This is a genomic window from Allobosea sp. NPDC055353 (genome assembly GCF_053644975.1).
In genome coordinates, this window is sequence record NZ_JBSHMC010000001.1 from 392,816 (window position 1) to 408,097 (window position 15,282).

Annotated in this window: 14 protein-coding genes; 8 read left to right on the forward strand and 6 right to left on the reverse strand. The window is 66.3% G+C overall.

The features are described 5' to 3' along the window. Positions 1-176: 176 nt before the first annotated feature. The 4 genes from nhaA to ACWIEX_RS01775 all read right to left on the reverse strand — a co-directional run bounded on the left by nhaA (position 177) and on the right by ACWIEX_RS01775 (position 3,768). Positions 177-1,373 carry a Na+/H+ antiporter NhaA gene (gene nhaA, locus ACWIEX_RS01760; protein WP_454031436.1) on the reverse strand — a complete coding sequence of 399 codons (1,197 nt, stop codon included), beginning with the start codon at positions 1,371-1,373 and terminating at the stop codon, positions 177-179. A gap of 82 nt (positions 1,374-1,455) precedes the next feature. Continuing rightward, positions 1,456-1,842, reverse strand: coding sequence for a c-type cytochrome (locus ACWIEX_RS01765; protein WP_454031437.1), 387 nt, complete (start codon positions 1,840-1,842; stop codon positions 1,456-1,458). A 133-nt stretch (positions 1,843-1,975) separates the two neighbouring features. Continuing rightward, complete coding sequence (locus tag ACWIEX_RS01770) at positions 1,976-2,791, reverse strand: alpha/beta fold hydrolase (RefSeq protein WP_454031438.1); 816 nt, start codon at positions 2,789-2,791, stop codon at positions 1,976-1,978. A 269-nt stretch (positions 2,792-3,060) separates the two neighbouring features. Then, positions 3,061-3,768, reverse strand: coding sequence for a GntR family transcriptional regulator (locus tag ACWIEX_RS01775; RefSeq protein WP_454033438.1), 708 nt, complete (start codon positions 3,766-3,768; stop codon positions 3,061-3,063). A gap of 244 nt (positions 3,769-4,012) precedes the next feature. On the opposite strand from ACWIEX_RS01775, the gene ACWIEX_RS01780 reads away from it, so the two are divergent. From ACWIEX_RS01780 to ACWIEX_RS01810, 7 genes are all read left to right on the forward strand, one after another. Next, complete coding sequence (locus ACWIEX_RS01780; RefSeq protein ID WP_454031439.1) at positions 4,013-5,581, forward strand: ABC transporter substrate-binding protein; 1,569 nt, start codon at positions 4,013-4,015, stop codon at positions 5,579-5,581. Between the two features lie 206 nt (positions 5,582-5,787). Continuing rightward, positions 5,788-6,780: an ABC transporter permease gene (locus ACWIEX_RS01785; protein WP_454031440.1), complete on the forward strand. Its 993-nt coding sequence runs from the start codon at positions 5,788-5,790 to the stop codon at positions 6,778-6,780. Beyond that, a complete protein-coding gene (locus tag ACWIEX_RS01790; protein WP_454031441.1) occupies positions 6,770-7,723 on the forward strand; it encodes an ABC transporter permease in 954 nt (317 codons plus the stop codon). The genes ACWIEX_RS01785 and ACWIEX_RS01790 overlap by 11 nt, the downstream gene beginning before the upstream one ends. A gap of 32 nt (positions 7,724-7,755) precedes the next feature. Continuing rightward, entirely contained in the window at positions 7,756-8,952 is a 1,197-nt protein-coding gene (locus tag ACWIEX_RS01795) for an amidohydrolase family protein (protein ID WP_454031442.1), read from the forward strand. A 38-nt stretch (positions 8,953-8,990) separates the two neighbouring features. After that, positions 8,991-10,454 carry an amidohydrolase family protein gene (locus tag ACWIEX_RS01800; protein WP_454033439.1) on the forward strand — a complete coding sequence of 488 codons (1,464 nt, stop codon included), beginning with the start codon at positions 8,991-8,993 and terminating at the stop codon, positions 10,452-10,454. Then, complete coding sequence (locus ACWIEX_RS01805) at positions 10,451-11,440, forward strand: ABC transporter ATP-binding protein (RefSeq protein WP_454031443.1); 990 nt, start codon at positions 10,451-10,453, stop codon at positions 11,438-11,440. Before ACWIEX_RS01800 ends, ACWIEX_RS01805 begins: the two co-directional genes overlap by 4 nt. Continuing rightward, on the forward strand, positions 11,433-12,437 hold the full coding sequence (locus ACWIEX_RS01810; RefSeq protein ID WP_454031444.1) for an ABC transporter ATP-binding protein: 1,005 nt from the start codon (positions 11,433-11,435) through the stop codon (positions 12,435-12,437). Before ACWIEX_RS01805 ends, ACWIEX_RS01810 begins: the two co-directional genes overlap by 8 nt. A 168-nt stretch (positions 12,438-12,605) precedes the next feature. On the opposite strand, the gene ACWIEX_RS01815 is transcribed toward ACWIEX_RS01810, so the two are convergent. After that, a complete protein-coding gene (locus ACWIEX_RS01815; RefSeq protein ID WP_454031445.1) occupies positions 12,606-13,037 on the reverse strand; it encodes an OsmC family protein in 432 nt (143 codons plus the stop codon). Between the two features lie 158 nt (positions 13,038-13,195). On the opposite strand from ACWIEX_RS01815, the gene ACWIEX_RS01820 reads away from it, so the two are divergent. After that, a complete protein-coding gene (locus ACWIEX_RS01820) occupies positions 13,196-13,492 on the forward strand; it encodes an antibiotic biosynthesis monooxygenase family protein (protein WP_454031446.1) in 297 nt (98 codons plus the stop codon). A gap of 89 nt (positions 13,493-13,581) precedes the next feature. On the opposite strand, the gene ACWIEX_RS01825 is transcribed toward ACWIEX_RS01820, so the two are convergent. Then, positions 13,582-15,240 carry an OFA family MFS transporter gene (locus tag ACWIEX_RS01825; RefSeq protein ID WP_454031447.1) on the reverse strand — a complete coding sequence of 553 codons (1,659 nt, stop codon included), beginning with the start codon at positions 15,238-15,240 and terminating at the stop codon, positions 13,582-13,584. Positions 15,241-15,282: the final 42 nt, after the last annotated feature.

The following is a 15,282-nucleotide window of genomic DNA, read 5'->3' on the forward strand; positions in this document are numbered from 1 at the left end:
CGGGCCGAAAAGTGGAATGCACTTTTCGGACAAACCCGATGCCACACCAAAAAGCTTGACCGCCATAGGCGATCGAGCGGCTGCACATTCGTCCGGCTCCGAATCACGATGTTCGCCGGAGCGAATAAATATTGCATCGATTTGCAGAAATGGAAGAGGCGTTCCGCGGAATCGCATCAGGCTTTCGATTCGTGCATGGCCTCCGGTTTGGCCAGCCGCAGCAGGAGCCAGCCGCAGAGGCCGGAGAGCAGCGACCCCGCGAGCACGCCGATCTTCGTCTGGCTCTGCAGCGCTTCCGAATCCGGGAAGGCGAGCAGCCCGATGAACAGGCTCATGGTGAAGCCGATGCCGCAAAGCAGGGCGATGCCGTAGAACTGCGCCCAGGAGGCGCGGGCCGGCAGGTCGGCGAAGCCGGTGCGGATCGCCAGCCAGCTGAAGCCGAAGACGCCGATCTGCTTGCCCAGGAACAGCCCGAGCATGATGCCGATCGGAACGGGTGCGGCGAGCGTGGACAGACCAAGCCCGGCGAAGGAAACGCCGGCATTGGCGAAGCCGAAGATCGGGATGACCAGGAAGGCGACATATGGGTGCAGCCCGTGCTCCAGCCGGTGCAGCGGCGAGGAGGCGCTGTCGGGCTTTGCCGGCGAGGGCGTGAGCGGGATCGTCAGCGCCAGCGCGACGCCGGCCAAGGTCGCATGCACGCCGGATTTCAGGGTGAAGTACCAGAGCGCCAGGCCGAGCAGGAGATAGGGCGCAAGCCGGATCACGCCGAGGCGGTTCAGCGCGACGAGCGCGGCAAGCGTCGCCCCGGCGAGCCCGAGATACAGGCCGGACAACCCGGCGGTGTAGAAGACCGCGATGATGATCACCGCGCCGAGATCGTCGAGGATGGCGAGCGCCGTCAGGAAGACCTTGAGCGAGGCCGGCACGCGCGACCCCAGCAGCGAGAGCACGCCGAGCGCAAAGGCGATGTCGGTGGCGGTCGGGATCGCCCAGCCGCGCAGGCTCTCGGGCGCGTCGAGATTGAAGGCGACATAGATCAGGGCCGGCGCGACCATGCCACCGAGCGCGGCGAAGCCGGGCAGCACGCGGCGGCTCCAGCTCGAGAGCTGGCCGTCCAGCATCTCGCGCTTGATCTCGAGCCCGACGAGCAGGAAGAACACCGCCATCAGCGCATCGTTGATCCAGTGCAGGACCGACAGGCCCAGCACGTAGCTCTTCAGCATGCCGAAATAGAGCGGCGCCGCCGGCGAGTTGGCGACGACAAGGGCGAGCGCCGCGACGACCATCAGGACGATGCCGCCCGCTGCCTCTCCGTGCAGGAAGTCCCGCAAGGCGGAAAGGGGTTTCGTCCGGGTCGCGGGGGCGGCCATCAAGCTCTCCTTCGTCGATCAGACGCGGAGAGATACGACAGGCCGCCGCCGATGACCAAGTTTGCCGATGCCGCAGGCGGCTTCAGGACTTCTTGCCGTCCTTGTCGAACTGCTTGAGGAAGGCGGTCAGGTCCTTGATCTCCTTCTCGCTCTTGATGCCGGCGAAGATCATCTTGGTGCCGGGGATCTTGGTCCTGGGATCCTTGATGTACTCGGCGAAGGTCGCCTCGTCCCAGGTCAGGCCGGAATTCTTGTTGGCGGCCGAGTAGCTGTAGCCCTCGACGGCGCCGGAATGCCGGCCGATCAGCCCGTTGAGCTCGGGCCCGACGAGATTGCGCGCGCCTTCGCCGATCTGGTGGCAGGCGCGGCATTTTGCGAAGGAGCGTTCGCCTGCCGAGGCATCCTGGGCCGCGGCCGGTTGGGAGAGGAAGGGGAGAAGGAGAGCAAGGCTGGAGAGAATGGCTCGCATGATCACGTCTTTCGACTTGGAGGCATTCTCAGCTTAGCGCCGAGCCGCGTGCCGATGGCATGAGCCATTTCGACGCGCGGCGCGCTGTCCTTTCAGCTGGAAAATGAGAACTCGGGGAATTCCCGAGCGATTCTCAGAGTTCGCCGATCCATTCCGCCACGGTCGCGGTGAAGGCGTCCGGCCGGGAGATCGGGAAAAGATGTCCGCCGGTTTCCATGATCGCTCGGCGGCAGCCGGGCAGGGCGGCGGCGAGTTCCTCCTGATGATAGACGGGCACGACCATGTCGTCGCGCGTGCCGAGGACGAGCACCGGCATCAGCAGCTGGTCGATATTGGCGGTGCCGTCGAAGGCGAGCAGCGCGTCGAGGCGCTCGCGGGCGATCGTCCGGGCGTGCTCGCTCACCGGCGCGGCTTCGATCGCGGCGTCATAGATATGCCAGTTGGCTTCGATCCAGCGCGGCTGGTAGCCGTTCAGCACCGAGGTCGCGGCATAGGCATGGGGATCGCAGCCCAGGATCGCCCGTCGGGTACCGAAGACCGCGTTGAGATAGCGGCCGGGCTTGAGCCAGCTCGCGCTCAGGATCAGGCCGTCGAGGCGGCCGGGGGCCTGCTTGGCGATGGCCTGCGCGATGCAGCCGCCGGTGGAATGGCCGAGCACCACCGCGCGCGAAACACCTGCGGCGTCGAGCACGGCGAGGCTGTCCTGCGCCAAGAGGTCGATGGAGCAGGGCACTTCACCGCGGCTGCTGGCGCCGATGCCGCGCTGGTCGAAGCGGATGACCTGGAAGGAGCGCGAGAGCGTCGCGGCGATCTCGCTCCAGAAGGCGGCGCTGCCGCTGAGCCCGCTGACGAGCAGCAGGGGTTGGCCGTGGCCTTCCTTGAACGCGTGGAGCGTCGCGCCGTCTGGCGTCTCGATCTTGAAATCGATGATGTCCGTGGTGGCCGTCATGCATCACCTCGCGGATGGAGATGCCGAATGCTGCGCTGCCGGCGCATGATGTCGTCCATGGCCCCACCCTCCCTGGAATAGTAGGTCGCCCGCCCTGATCGCTCGGTCTTGATTTGGCCGATGGGATCACTTCGTGGCAGGATGGCGCATCGGGCCCGCCCCCGCCATGGCTTGAGTGCAGGGGGAGCAATGTTCTTGACGCAGATCAAATAGACCAAAGACTAATTTGCCTGCGTGTGGCGCATATCTTTGTGCGCGGTGCCTCAGGGTCAGGAGGGGTTCAGCCCTTCGCTGAGAGCGTAGGGCGCAAGCACATCGCGGATGTCGCGCTCGATGCGCGGCGTCAGCAGGGCGCGGGTGACGACGGCTCGCAGATGGTGGTCCATCAGGTCGGCCGCGCGGGCGGCATCGCCGGCGCGCAGCGCGTCGATCAACTGGCGATGCTCGGAGACGGCGCATTCGGTCGAGTGCGGGCGCCCGTAGATCGCCAGAATCAGCGAGCAGCGCGACGAGGCCTCCTGGACATAGCGCAGCAGCAGCGCGTTGCCGGTCATCTTCGCGAGCTTGATGTGGAACTCGCCGGAGAGGCGGATCGATTCCGGGCCGTCCTGCTCATGCGCCTTCTCCTCCTGGCGGACATGGGCTTCCAGTTCCGCGACCTGGGCGGGGGTGATCCGGCCGGCAAGGCTTTCGGCGACGAGCCGCTCGAGGCCGCGCCGGACTTCGAAGACGTCCCGCGCCTCTTCCAGCGTCGGATAGGCGACCGAGGCGCCGCGATTGGGCTTGAGCTCGACGAGGCCCTCGACGGCGAGCCGTCCGAAGGCCTCCCGCACCAGGGTGCGGCTGACGCCGAGCTGCTCGCCGATCGAATCCTCCGGCAGCTTCATCCCCGGCTTCAGCGCCTGCTCGATGATCGCCCGGCGCAGCGCCCGGTAGACGGATTCGGCGCGCAGAACCGGGGTTCGCTTCTCGCCCATCGTGGCTGTCCCTCGTGCTGGAATGGTCTTGTCCGGGGGCGTCAATGTCACGATCGCGGGCTCCGCGCCAGTTTCCGCTTGTGCTCAATAATCGCATACAATACGCTTCTCATATCGTATGCAAGTATGCCTGATAATCGCACACGAAATTGGCGCGCAAAGCGTCAGGTGCATAACGGAACGGCAACAAGCGATCGAGGTTCGGCGGAGCCCGCGGCACGCCGATGCAAAAGGGGAGAAGTCGATGAAGAAGGCCTGGTTGCTGGCGGCCGTCGCCGCCTTCGCGTTCACCGGCGCGGCGGAAGCCAAGACGCTGAAATGGGGAGCGTCACGCGAGATCGCCTCGCTCGACCCCTATTCCTACGGCGAGACCTTCACGCTCGCGGTGCTCAATCACGTCTATGAGGGGCTGGTTCGCTATACCGGCGACCTCAAGATCGAGCCGGCTTTGGCCGAGTCCTGGGAAACCGTGTCGCCGACCGTCTGGCGCTTCAAGCTGCGCCAGGGCGTCAAGTTCCACAACGGCAACCCCTTCACCGCCGATGACGTCATCGCCTCTCTGGCCCGCGTCACTCACGAGACTTCGCCGCTCAAGGGCAACCTGCCGGCCTATAAGAGCTCGAAGAAGATCGACGACCTGACCGTCGAGATCGAGGTCAACGGCCCCTATCCGCTGCTGCTGAACGACCTCACCAACATCTTCATCTTCGACAAGGAATGGATGGAGGCGAACAACTCGCTGCTGCCGACCGATTCCGGCAAGGGCGTGAAGGGTTACGCCACCGACAATGCCAACGGCACCGGCCCGTTCACGGTCGAGAGCCGCCGCGCCGATTCCAAGACGGTGTTCGTCAGGAATGCCGGCTGGTGGGACAAGCCGAAGCACAACATCGACCGGATCGAGTTCTCGCCGATCACTTCTTCGTCGACCCGCGTCGCCGCGCTGCTCTCCGGCGAGATCGACTATACCAACGTCGCGCCGCTGCAGGATCTGCCGCGCCTCGCCGCCTCGCCGGACGTCAAGGTGCTGCAGACCAACGAGCTGCGCTCGGTCTTCTTCGCCCTGAACCTCGGCGACAAGCTCACCGAGAGCGACGTCAAGGACAAGAATCCCTTCAAGGACATCCGGGTCCGCGAGGCGCTCTATCGCGCGATCGACATCGACGCGGTGCAGAAGCGCGCCATGCGCGGCCTGTCGCGCAACACCGGCGCGCTCGTCGCCCCGGCGATCCCCGGCTACGATCCCTCGCAGGACGAGCGCCTGCCCTTCGATCTCAACGGCGCCAAGAAGCTGCTGACTGACGCCGGCTATCCCAACGGCTTCTCCTTCCAGATCAATTGCCAGAGCGACTCCCTCGTCAACGAGGAGGAGTTCTGCCAGGCGATCGCGGCGATGTGGTCGCGCGCCGGCCTGAAGCCGAACCTCAGCATGGCCCCGCGCAGCCAGCAGACGCCGAAGCGCGTCAAGGGCGATTTCGACGTCATCTCCTTCGGCTGGGCCAACGAGCCGATGATCGACGCCTATTCCCTGCTGGTGCAGGTGCTGCATTCCAAGAACGGCACCAGCGGCGTCTTCAACTGGGGCAACTGGGGCGATCCGCGCATCGACGCGCTGATCGACAAGGCCGGCGTCGAGCTCGATACGCCCAAGCGCATCGAGATGATGAAGGAGGCGCTCAAGATCGCCAAGCAGGAGCAGCTCTTCATCCCGCTGCACCAGCAGCCGATGGCCTGGGCGATGCGCTCGACGATCGTCTCGACCGTGCAGGCCTCGGACAACAAGCCGCGGCTCTGGCTGACCATGATGAAGTGACGGGTTGTCATTCCGGGGCTTCGCCCTCGGGTCCGACCTTCGGTCGGCCCAAGGATAAACTCCGCGAAGAACCCGGAACCCACGACTGGGCTGTACGCGCAAAACGGCACGAGGAGCCGCTCGCCCGGTCGTGGGTTCCGGGTTCGCGCCTGCGGCGCGCCCCGGAATGACAAAAGCATCCGCCTAGCGCAGGGAGTCGCAAGACCATGCCGGCCTTTCTCTTCAAGCGACTGCTCAATGCCGCCGGCGTCATGCTGGCGGTGGCCTTTCTCGCCTTCCTGATCTTCCGCTTCGTCGGCGACCCCGTGGAGCTGATGCTGAACGAGCAGGCGAGCCAGCAGCAGCGCGACGAACTGCGCGTCCGCCTCGGCCTCGACAAGGGCTTCGTGCTGCAATACGCGACCTTCGTCGGCAATGCCGTGCGCGGCGATTTCGGCATCTCCTACCGCAACCAGCAGGACGTTTTCACCCTGATCTCGGAGCGCTTCCCGGCGACCTTCGAGCTGGTGCTTGTCGCGACGTTCCTGTCGCTGGCCGTCGGCATTCCCCTCGGCGTCTACACCGCGATCCGGCGAGACAGTTTCCTCGCCAAGACCCTGCAATTCGTCTCTGTGCTCGGGGTCTCGCTGCCCAGCTTCGCGCTCGGCATCCTCTTCATCCTGATCTTCTCGGTGACGCTGCAATGGCTGCCGGCCTTCGGGCGCGGCGAGGTCGTGCAGATCGGCTGGTGGAGCACCGGCCTGCTCACCGCTTCCGGCCGCAAGGCGTTGATCCTGCCCGGCATCACGCTCTCGCTCTTCCAGATCACGCTGGTGATGCGCCTCGTCCGCGCCGAGATGCTGGAGACGATGCGCACCGACTTCATCCGCTTTGCCCGGGCGCGCGGCCTGCCGTCCCGCGCCGTCCATTTCGGCCACGCCCTGCGCAACTGCCTGATGCCGGTGATCACCGTCACCGGCCTGCAGATCGGCAATCTGATCGCCTTCGCGCTGGTCACCGAGACGGTGTTCCAGTGGCCGGGCATGGGCATGCTCTTCGTCCAGGCCGTGACCTTCGTCGATATCCCGGTGATGGCGGCCTATCTGATCGTCGTCTCCTTCATCTTCGTCACGCTCAACACGCTGGTCGACCTGACCTATGCCTGGGTCGATCCGCGCCTGCGCGAGGACGCGCTGACGGGAGGCGCCAATGCTCGCTGAGAAGACCGGGGCCGTCGATACCGTGAAGAGCACCGGCCGCCTGCGCCGCTTCCTCGACAGCGACATCGGCTGGAGCTTCTGCCATACGCCCGTGGCCTGGCTCTCGGCGCTGATGCTGGCGCTGCTCGTCCTGAGCGCGCTCTTCGCCCCGCTGATCGCCCCGCAGGACCCTTACGACCTCGCGCAGATCTTCATCGACAAGGCTGAGATCCCGCCGATCTGGCAGGAGGGCGGCGAATGGCCGTTCCTGCTCGGCACCGATCCGCAGGGCCGCGACGTGCTCTCGGCCATTCTCTACGGTTCGCGCATCTCGCTGATCATCGGCTTCGCGGCGGTGCTGGTCTCGATGCTGATCGGGGTGTCGATCGGGCTGATCGCCGGCTTCCATGGCGGGCGCATCGACAATCTGCTGATGCGGCTGGGCGATACCGTTCTCTCCATCCCGACGCTGCTGATGGCGATCCTGGTCTCGGCAATCTTCCGCGAGATGCTGCCGCCGGCCCTGCGCGAGCCCTTCTCCGCCGTGGTGCTGGTGCTCTCGATCGCACTGACGAGCTGGGTGCAATATGCCCGCACCGTGCGCGCCCTGACCATGGTTGAGCGCCGCAAGGAATACGTGCTCGCCGCCCGCATCATCAAGGTGCCGGCGACGCGGATCATGGGCCGCCACATCCTGCCCAATACGATGACGCCGGTGCTGGTCTCGGCGACGCTAAGTCTCGGCCTTGCCATCCTCTCGGAGGCGACGCTGTCCTTCCTCGGCGTCGGCATGCCGATCACCCAGCCGTCCCTGGGCACGCTGATCCGCATCGGCAACCAGTACCTGTTCTCCGGCTCCTGGTGGCTCGTCGTCTTCCCCTCGCTGCAGCTCGGGCTGATCGTGCTTTCGGTCAACCTGCTCGGCGACTGGCTCCGCGATGCGCTGAACCCGAAGCTGCGCTGACCATCACAAGAAACCAAGAGGATACGCCTGCGATGACTGCCTCTCTCCTGATCCGCAACGTCCGGCCGAATGGGGGGCCTGCCCTCGACATCCTGATCGAGAACGGCCGCATCAGCCGGATGGCGAAGGACATCGCCGCGCCCGCCGGCGTAACGGTCGAGGATGGCCGCGGCGAGATCGCCATTCCCGGCCTGGTCGAGGCTCATGCCCATCTCGACAAGAGCCTCTGGGGCCAGCCCTGGTACGTCAACGAAGTCGGCCCGAAGCTGCTCGACAAGATCGACAACGAGCGCCTGAACAAGCGCCGCCTCGACATGGACCCCGCCCGCCAGTCGGCACGCCAGACCGTCCAGTCCTCGACGATGGGCTCGACCCATACCCGCAGCCATGTCGATGTCGACACCGATCACGGGCTCTGGGGCGTCGAGGGCATCCTGAAGACCCGCGAGGACTACGCGGACATCATGGATATCGAGCTCGTCGCCTTCCCGCAATCCGGGCTGCTGCGCCGGCCGGGCACGCTGGAATTGATGCATGAGGCGATGAAGGCCGGCTGCGAGATCGTCGGCGGCCTCGACCCCTGCGCCATCGACCGCGACCCGAAGGGCCATCTCGATGCGATCTTCGGGCTCTGCCAGACCTATGGCCGGCCGCTCGACATCCATCTGCACGAGCCCGGCGAGATGGGCCTGTTCTCGCTCGACCTGATCATCGAGCGCACCCGCGCGCTCGGGATGAAGGGGAAGGTCACCGTCAGCCACGCCTTCTGCCTGGGCACCGATCCGCAACTGGTCGATCCGGTGATCCCGCAGCTCGCCGCGCTCGACATCGCGATCATGACCACGGCGCCGGCCCGCAACACCGCGCCGGCCGTCAAGAAGCTTCTCGATGCCGGCATCCGCGTCTGCTCGGGCTCTGACGGCATCCGCGATACCTGGGGCCCCTATGGCAATGCCGACATGGTCGAGCGCGCCATGTTCATCGGCCTGCGCAACAATTTCCGCCGCGACGACGAGGTCGAACTCGGCTTGCATGTCTGCACGACCGGCGGCGCCCAGGTGATGGAGATCGCCGATTACGGCCTCACTGAGGGCAAGGCTGCCGATCTCGTCATCATGCCCGGCGAGAGCCTGACGGATATCGTCGTGACCCGTTCGCCCAGGCGCCGCGTGATCAAGCGCGGCAGGATCGTCGCCCGTGACGGCGTTTCGGTGAGGACGGCCCCGTGAGCCTTAAGGCCAAGAAGCGGCCCGAAGGCCGCATCCTGATGACCGCGCGCTGGGTGGTCGGCCACAAGGACGGCCGCCATCGCCTCTATGAGAACGGCGAGGTCGTGTTCGAGAACGGCGAAATCGTCTTCGTCGGCCACGGCTTCCCTGGCGAAGTCGCCCGCCGCGTCGACTACGGCCATGCCCTGATCGGGCCGGGCTTCGTCGATTGCGACGCGCTCTCCGACCTCGACACCACCATCCTCGGTTATGACAACCAGCCGGCCTGGAAGAAGGGCCGCGTCTGGCCGCGCAGCTATCTCGATGCCGGCCCCTACGAGATGTACACGCGCGAGGAACTGGCCTTCCAGAAGCGCTACGCCTTCTCCCAGCTGATCCGCAACGGCATCACCACCGCTTTGCCGATCGCCTCGCTGTTCTACCGCGCCTGGGGCGAGACGGTGCAGGAGTTCGAGGACGCTGCGGTTGCCGCTGCCGATCTCGGCATGCGCGCCTATCTCGGCCCGGCCTATCGCACCGGCAACCAGGTCGTCGAAAGCGACGGCCGCGTCGTCACCTATTACGAGGAGGAGCGCGGTCTCGCCGAGCTCGACGCGGCGATCGATTTCGCGGGGCGTCATGAAGACGTGGCCGGCGGCCTGATCCGCGCGATGTTCGCGCCGGATCGCATCGAGACCTCGACCGCCGAGCTTCTGCGCCGCACGGCGGCAGCCTCGCGCGAGCTCGATATCCCCGTCCGGCTCCACTGCTGCCAGTCGAAGATCGAGTACGACCTCGTTCTCGCCCAGCACGGCATGAGCCCGCCGGAATGGCTGGAGAGCCTCGGCTTCCTCAACGAGCGTTGCCTGCTCCCGCACGGCACCGTCGTCTCCGGCAGCCGCCTGATCGATCGCCCCGGCCGCGATCTCGAGATCATCCGCGATTCCGGCGCCAGCATCGTGCATTGCCCGTTGGTCTCGGGCCGGCACGGCAACACCATCAATCATCTCGGCAGCTATCGCGCGATGGGCCTGAACATCGCCATGGGTACGGATACGAGCCCGCCCGACATGGTGATGAACATGCAGACCGGCATGATCCTCGCCCGCACCATGGCCGGCAATGTCGGTGCCGTGCGCTCCGAGGACTATTACGACGCGGCGACCATCGGTGGCGCCGATGCGCTGAAGCGACCCGATCTCGGCCGCCTCCAGCCAGGGTCGCGCGCCGACATCACCGTTTTCGAGTTCGACCGGCCGCATAGCGGGCAGGTCATCGATCCCATCCAGACGATGATGCTGACCGGCCATGGCCGCGATTTCGCGACCGTGGTGATCGACGGCCGCTTCGTCATGGAGAACCGGGCGATCCCTGGCCAGGACGAGGCCGCCGACAACATCCGCGCCCAGAAGCAGTTCGAGGGCGTGATGGCGCGCTATCCCGAGCGCACGCTCGGCCACCCGCCGATGAGCGAGATCTTCTCGTCGAGCTACGCGATCGAACGCAGCGAGGCCTCTGCATGACCGCATCCGCCGCCCAGCCTCTCCTGTCCGTCCGCGACCTGCGCATCGTCTTCGATGGCCGCCACGGCCCGTTGACCGCGCTGGACGGTGTTTCTTTCGATATCGCGCCGGGGGAAATCCTCGGCGTGGTCGGCGAGTCCGGGGCGGGCAAGTCCCTGACCGGGACGGCGGTGATCGGCCTGCTCGATCCGCCCGGCCGTGTCGCCGGCGGCGAGATCCATCTCTCCGGCCAGCGCATCGACAACCTCCCGGCGGAGGCGATGCGCAGGCTGCGCGGCCGACGCATCGGCGCGATCTTCCAGGACCCGCTGACCTCGCTGCACCCGCTGCTCAAGGTCGGCGACCAGCTCGTCGAGACGATCCTGACCCATCTTCCGGTCAGCCGGACGGAGGCGCGCAAGCGCGCGCTCGACCTGCTCAAGGAGGTCGGCATCCCCGCCGCCGAGACGCGGATCGACCATTTCCCGCACCAGTTCTCCGGCGGCATGCGCCAGCGCGTCGTCATCGCGCTCGCGCTCTGCGCCGAGCCCTCGCTGATCATCGCCGACGAGCCGACAACCGCGCTCGACGTCTCGATCCAGGCGCAGATCACGACCTTGCTGAAGCGCCTCTGCCGCGAGCACGGCACGGCGATCATGCTGGTCACCCACGACATGGGCGTCATTGCCGAGACGGCCGACCGGGTCGCGGTGATGTATGCCGGCCGCATCGTCGAGATCGGCCCGGTCGAGGAGGTGACGCGCCGGCCGAGCCATCCCTACACGGCCGGCCTGATGGCCTCGATCCCGAGCGTCCATGTCCGCCACGAGCATCTCAACCAGATCGACGGGGCCATGCCGCGCCTCAACGCCATCCCGGCGGGCTGCGCCTTCAACCCGCGCTGCGGCCGGGCGGAGGATTTCTGCCGCGAGCACAAGCCCGGCCTGCCCATCTCGGGCCATGCCGCGGCTTGCCATTTCCCCCTGAAGGAGGCGGCCCATGCTTGAGCAGGTTTCGACGCTCGCCCCCGCCAAGGCCACTGGCGACGACATCATCCTCGATGTCGAGGCGGCCTGCTGCCGCTTCGACGTCTCGGCGCCGGCGCTCTCGCGCCTGTTTTCGCATGAGCCGCGACGCATCCTGCGCGCGGTCGAGAACGTTTCCTTCACCGTGAAGCGCGGCACCACCTTCAGCATCGTCGGCGAGTCCGGCTGCGGGAAATCGACGCTCGCCCGCATGGTCGTCGGCCTGCAGCGGCCGACCGAGGGCCAGCTCAGCTTCCGCGACATCCGCCGCGCCGACGGCACGATCGGCCCGCCGCGCGTGCAGATGATCTTCCAGGACCCCTATGCCTCGCTCAACCCGCGCTGGCGCGTCGGCGACATCATCGCCGAGCCGATCCGCGAGTTGAACCTGCGCGTCGACGAGACGGCGATCCAGGCCCGCGTCGGCGATCTCCTGGAGACCGTCGGCCTGTCGCGCACCGATGCCAGCCGCTATCCGCACGCCTTCTCGGGCGGCCAGCGCCAGCGCATCTCGATTGCGCGCGCGCTCGCGACCGAAGCCGATTTCCTCGTCTGCGACGAGCCGACCTCGGCGCTCGACGTCTCCGTGCAGGCGCAGATCCTCAACCTGATGGTCCGGCTGCAGAAGGAATTCGGGCTGACCTATCTTTTCATCAGCCATAATCTCTCGGTCGTCCGGCACATGTCGGACGATCTCGCGATCATGTATCTCGGCCGTTTCGTCGAGGCGGGCCCGGCCGAGCGGGTCTTCACCCGGCCGCAGCACCCCTATACGCGCCTGCTGCTCGACACGATCCCCGATGTCGAGCGGCCGAACCGGGAGCGCCGGCCAATGTCCGGCGAGGTGCCGAGCCCGATCAATCCGCCGGCCGGTTGCACCTTCAATCCGCGCTGCGCCCAGGCCGCCGATCGCTGTCGTGTTGAGCGGCCGGAGCTACGGAAGCTCGGCGAGGTCGAAGTGTCCTGCCATTTCGCCTGAGGCGCAGGTTTCGAGCCGCTTTGTCATTCCGGGGCGCGCCGCAGGCGCGAACCCGGAACCCACGACTGGGTGAGGCAGTCGATGCGCGGTTGCTGAACGCTCGCCTGGTCGTGGGTTCCGGGTTCTTCGCTCCGCGAAGCCCCGGAATGACAAAGGAGTGTGCCCGCCTCAACCCACCAGCGTCGCTTCCAGCGTGATCGGCGCCTTGAACAGCTTCGAGACCGGGCAGCCGGCCTTGGCCTTGTCGGCCAGCGACTGGAAGGTCGCCTGGTCGGCGCCGGGCACCTTGCCCTTGAGCGTCAGGTGGATCGCGGTGATCGCGTAGCCGTCGTCGAGCTTGTCGAGCGTCACGCGCGCTGTCGTATCGAGTGCGTCGGCCTTGAGATTGGCCTCGCCCAGGATCAGCGAGAGCGCCATGGTGAAGCAGGCGGCATGGGCCGCGCCGATCAATTCCTCGGGATTGCTGCCGGGCTTGCCCTCGAAGCGGCTGGCGAAGCCGTAAGGATAGGCGTCGAGCGCCTTGGTCTCGGTCGAGATCGTGCCCTTGCCATCCTTGATGCCGCCTTCCCAATGGGCCGCGCCGGTCTTGTTGATCGCCATGATGCTGTCTCCCGTTCTGGTTGGGTGGGTTATCCTGCGGTTGGAACGCTACCCTTTGACAACGATCCAGCGCGAGTGGGGTTCACCGGCACGCGATCGTTACAGGGAAAAAGCTCTCGATTGCCGTAAGGTCATCGTCCCAAACACTGGAGGCTGCCATGACCGCATTCAATGCCGTGCGCTTCAAGGTAAAACCGGGGATGGAGACCGACTTTCTCGATGCTCACCGCGGTGTTGCCGCGGACTGGCCGGGCTTGCGGCATGCCAACATCATCGCGGCGGGCGAGGGGCGCTACTGCATCATCGCGGAATGGGAGAGCATGGACGCGATGGCGGCGGCCCGCCCGCAGATGATCGCCACCCTCAACGGTTTCCGCCACACGCTCGACGATCTCGGCGGTGGATTGGGGGTCACCGACCCGATTGCCGGATCGGTGGCCTTGTCGCTGAAATAGTGCGCGGTCGTTCGAACGCGTCGTTGAAAGACGAAGACCCGCACCGATCGCTCGATGCGGGCCTTCGGATCGGCCAGTGATATCGTCGTTCAGCGGAACAGCGCCAGCGACTTCGACAGGGTGATCCAGACGCCCCAGGCGATCGGCAGGCCGACCACGGCCCAGGCGAGCATGGCCGTGCCGTCGAAGCCGCCCTTGCCGATGCCGTAGGAGCCGTAATGCGCGGTCGCGTCGACATTGGCCGACCGCTTCTGCAGCGCCGCGACCTCGGCATCCTGCATGAACCATTTGGCCGCGACCGGGCGGACCAGCAGGTTGCAGAGGAAGCCGAGCACCAGCATGCCGGCGAGGATGTACATGGTGCGATCATAGACCTGCGCGCGCGGCACGCCGGCATTGATCTGTGCCTCGCGGATATAGTTCACCACCACGGGGCCGATGATGCCGGCGGTCGACCACGCCGTCAGCAGGCGGCCATGGACGGCGCCGACGAACTGCGTGCCGAACATGTCGGCGAGATAGGCCGGTACCGTCGCGAAGCCGCCGCCATACATCGACAGGATGATGCAGAAGAACGCGACGAAGAGCGCGAGCGACCCGGCATGCGCGGCCCAGGGCGAGAGCGCATAGAGCAGGATGCCGAGCCCGAAGAAGGTGGCATAGGTCAGCTTGCGGCCGAGCTTGTCAGAAAGCGAGGCCCAGAAGAAGCGCCCGGCGATGTTGAACAGCGAGAGCAGGCCGACGAAGGCCGCCGCGATCGTGGCGATCTGCGTCTTCTGCGCGGCGTCGAGCGCGGAAAAGCCGATTTCCGGCTTGCCGATCAGCGAGCCCGCGAAGATCTCCTGCAGCATCGGCGAGGCCATGCCGAGCACACCGATGCCGGCCGAGACGTTGAGCGTCAGCACCGACCAGATCAGCCAGAACTGCGGTGTCTTGTGCGCGTTCTTGAGATGGACATGGCCCGATGTGATCATCGCGTTCTGGGTTGCCGGCGGCGTCCAGCCTTCGGGGCGCCAGTTGGCCGGTGGCACGCGGTAGCCGAAGGTGCCGGCCATCATGAAGACGAAATAGATCGCCGCCATCGCGACGAAGGTCTGCCAGACGCCGACCGAGTTCGCCGTCTTGAAGTGGTTCATCAGCATGTCCGCCAGCGGCGAGCCGATCATTGCGCCGCCGCCGAAGCCCATGATCGCCATGCCGGTCGCCATGCCGCGCCGGTCCGGGAACCATTTCACCAGGGTCGAGACCGGCGAGATGTAGCCGAGACCGAGACCGATGCCGCCGATCACGCCGGAACCGAGCCACATCAGCCAGAGCTGGTGCCAGTAGACGCCGAGTGCCGAGATCATCAGGCCGCCGCACCAGCACAGGGTCGAGACGAAGGCGGCCTTGCGCGGGCCGACGCGCTCGAGCCAGCCGCCCCAGATCGCGGCGGACGAGCCGAGCAGCACGAAGAACAGCGTGTACATCCAGCCGAGATCGGCGACCTTCCAGTCGCAGGCGGTGGTGAACAGCGAGGTCATCAGGCCGACATCGGCGGCGCAGGCCACCGGCTTGGTGATGCCGATCGCCTGGCTCAGCGGCAGCCAGAACACCGAGAAGCCATAGGCCATGCCGATGCAGAGATGGATGCACAGCGCGGCCGGCGGCACGAGCCAGCGATTGAAGCCCGGTTTGGCGATGGTCCTCTCGCGGTCGAGCAGGCCGATGCTGCCTCCCGCCTGTCCGATATCCTGTGCGACACTCATTCCCCGGTTCCTTTCCCCATGGCTTCGCTGTTCGGGCCAGGT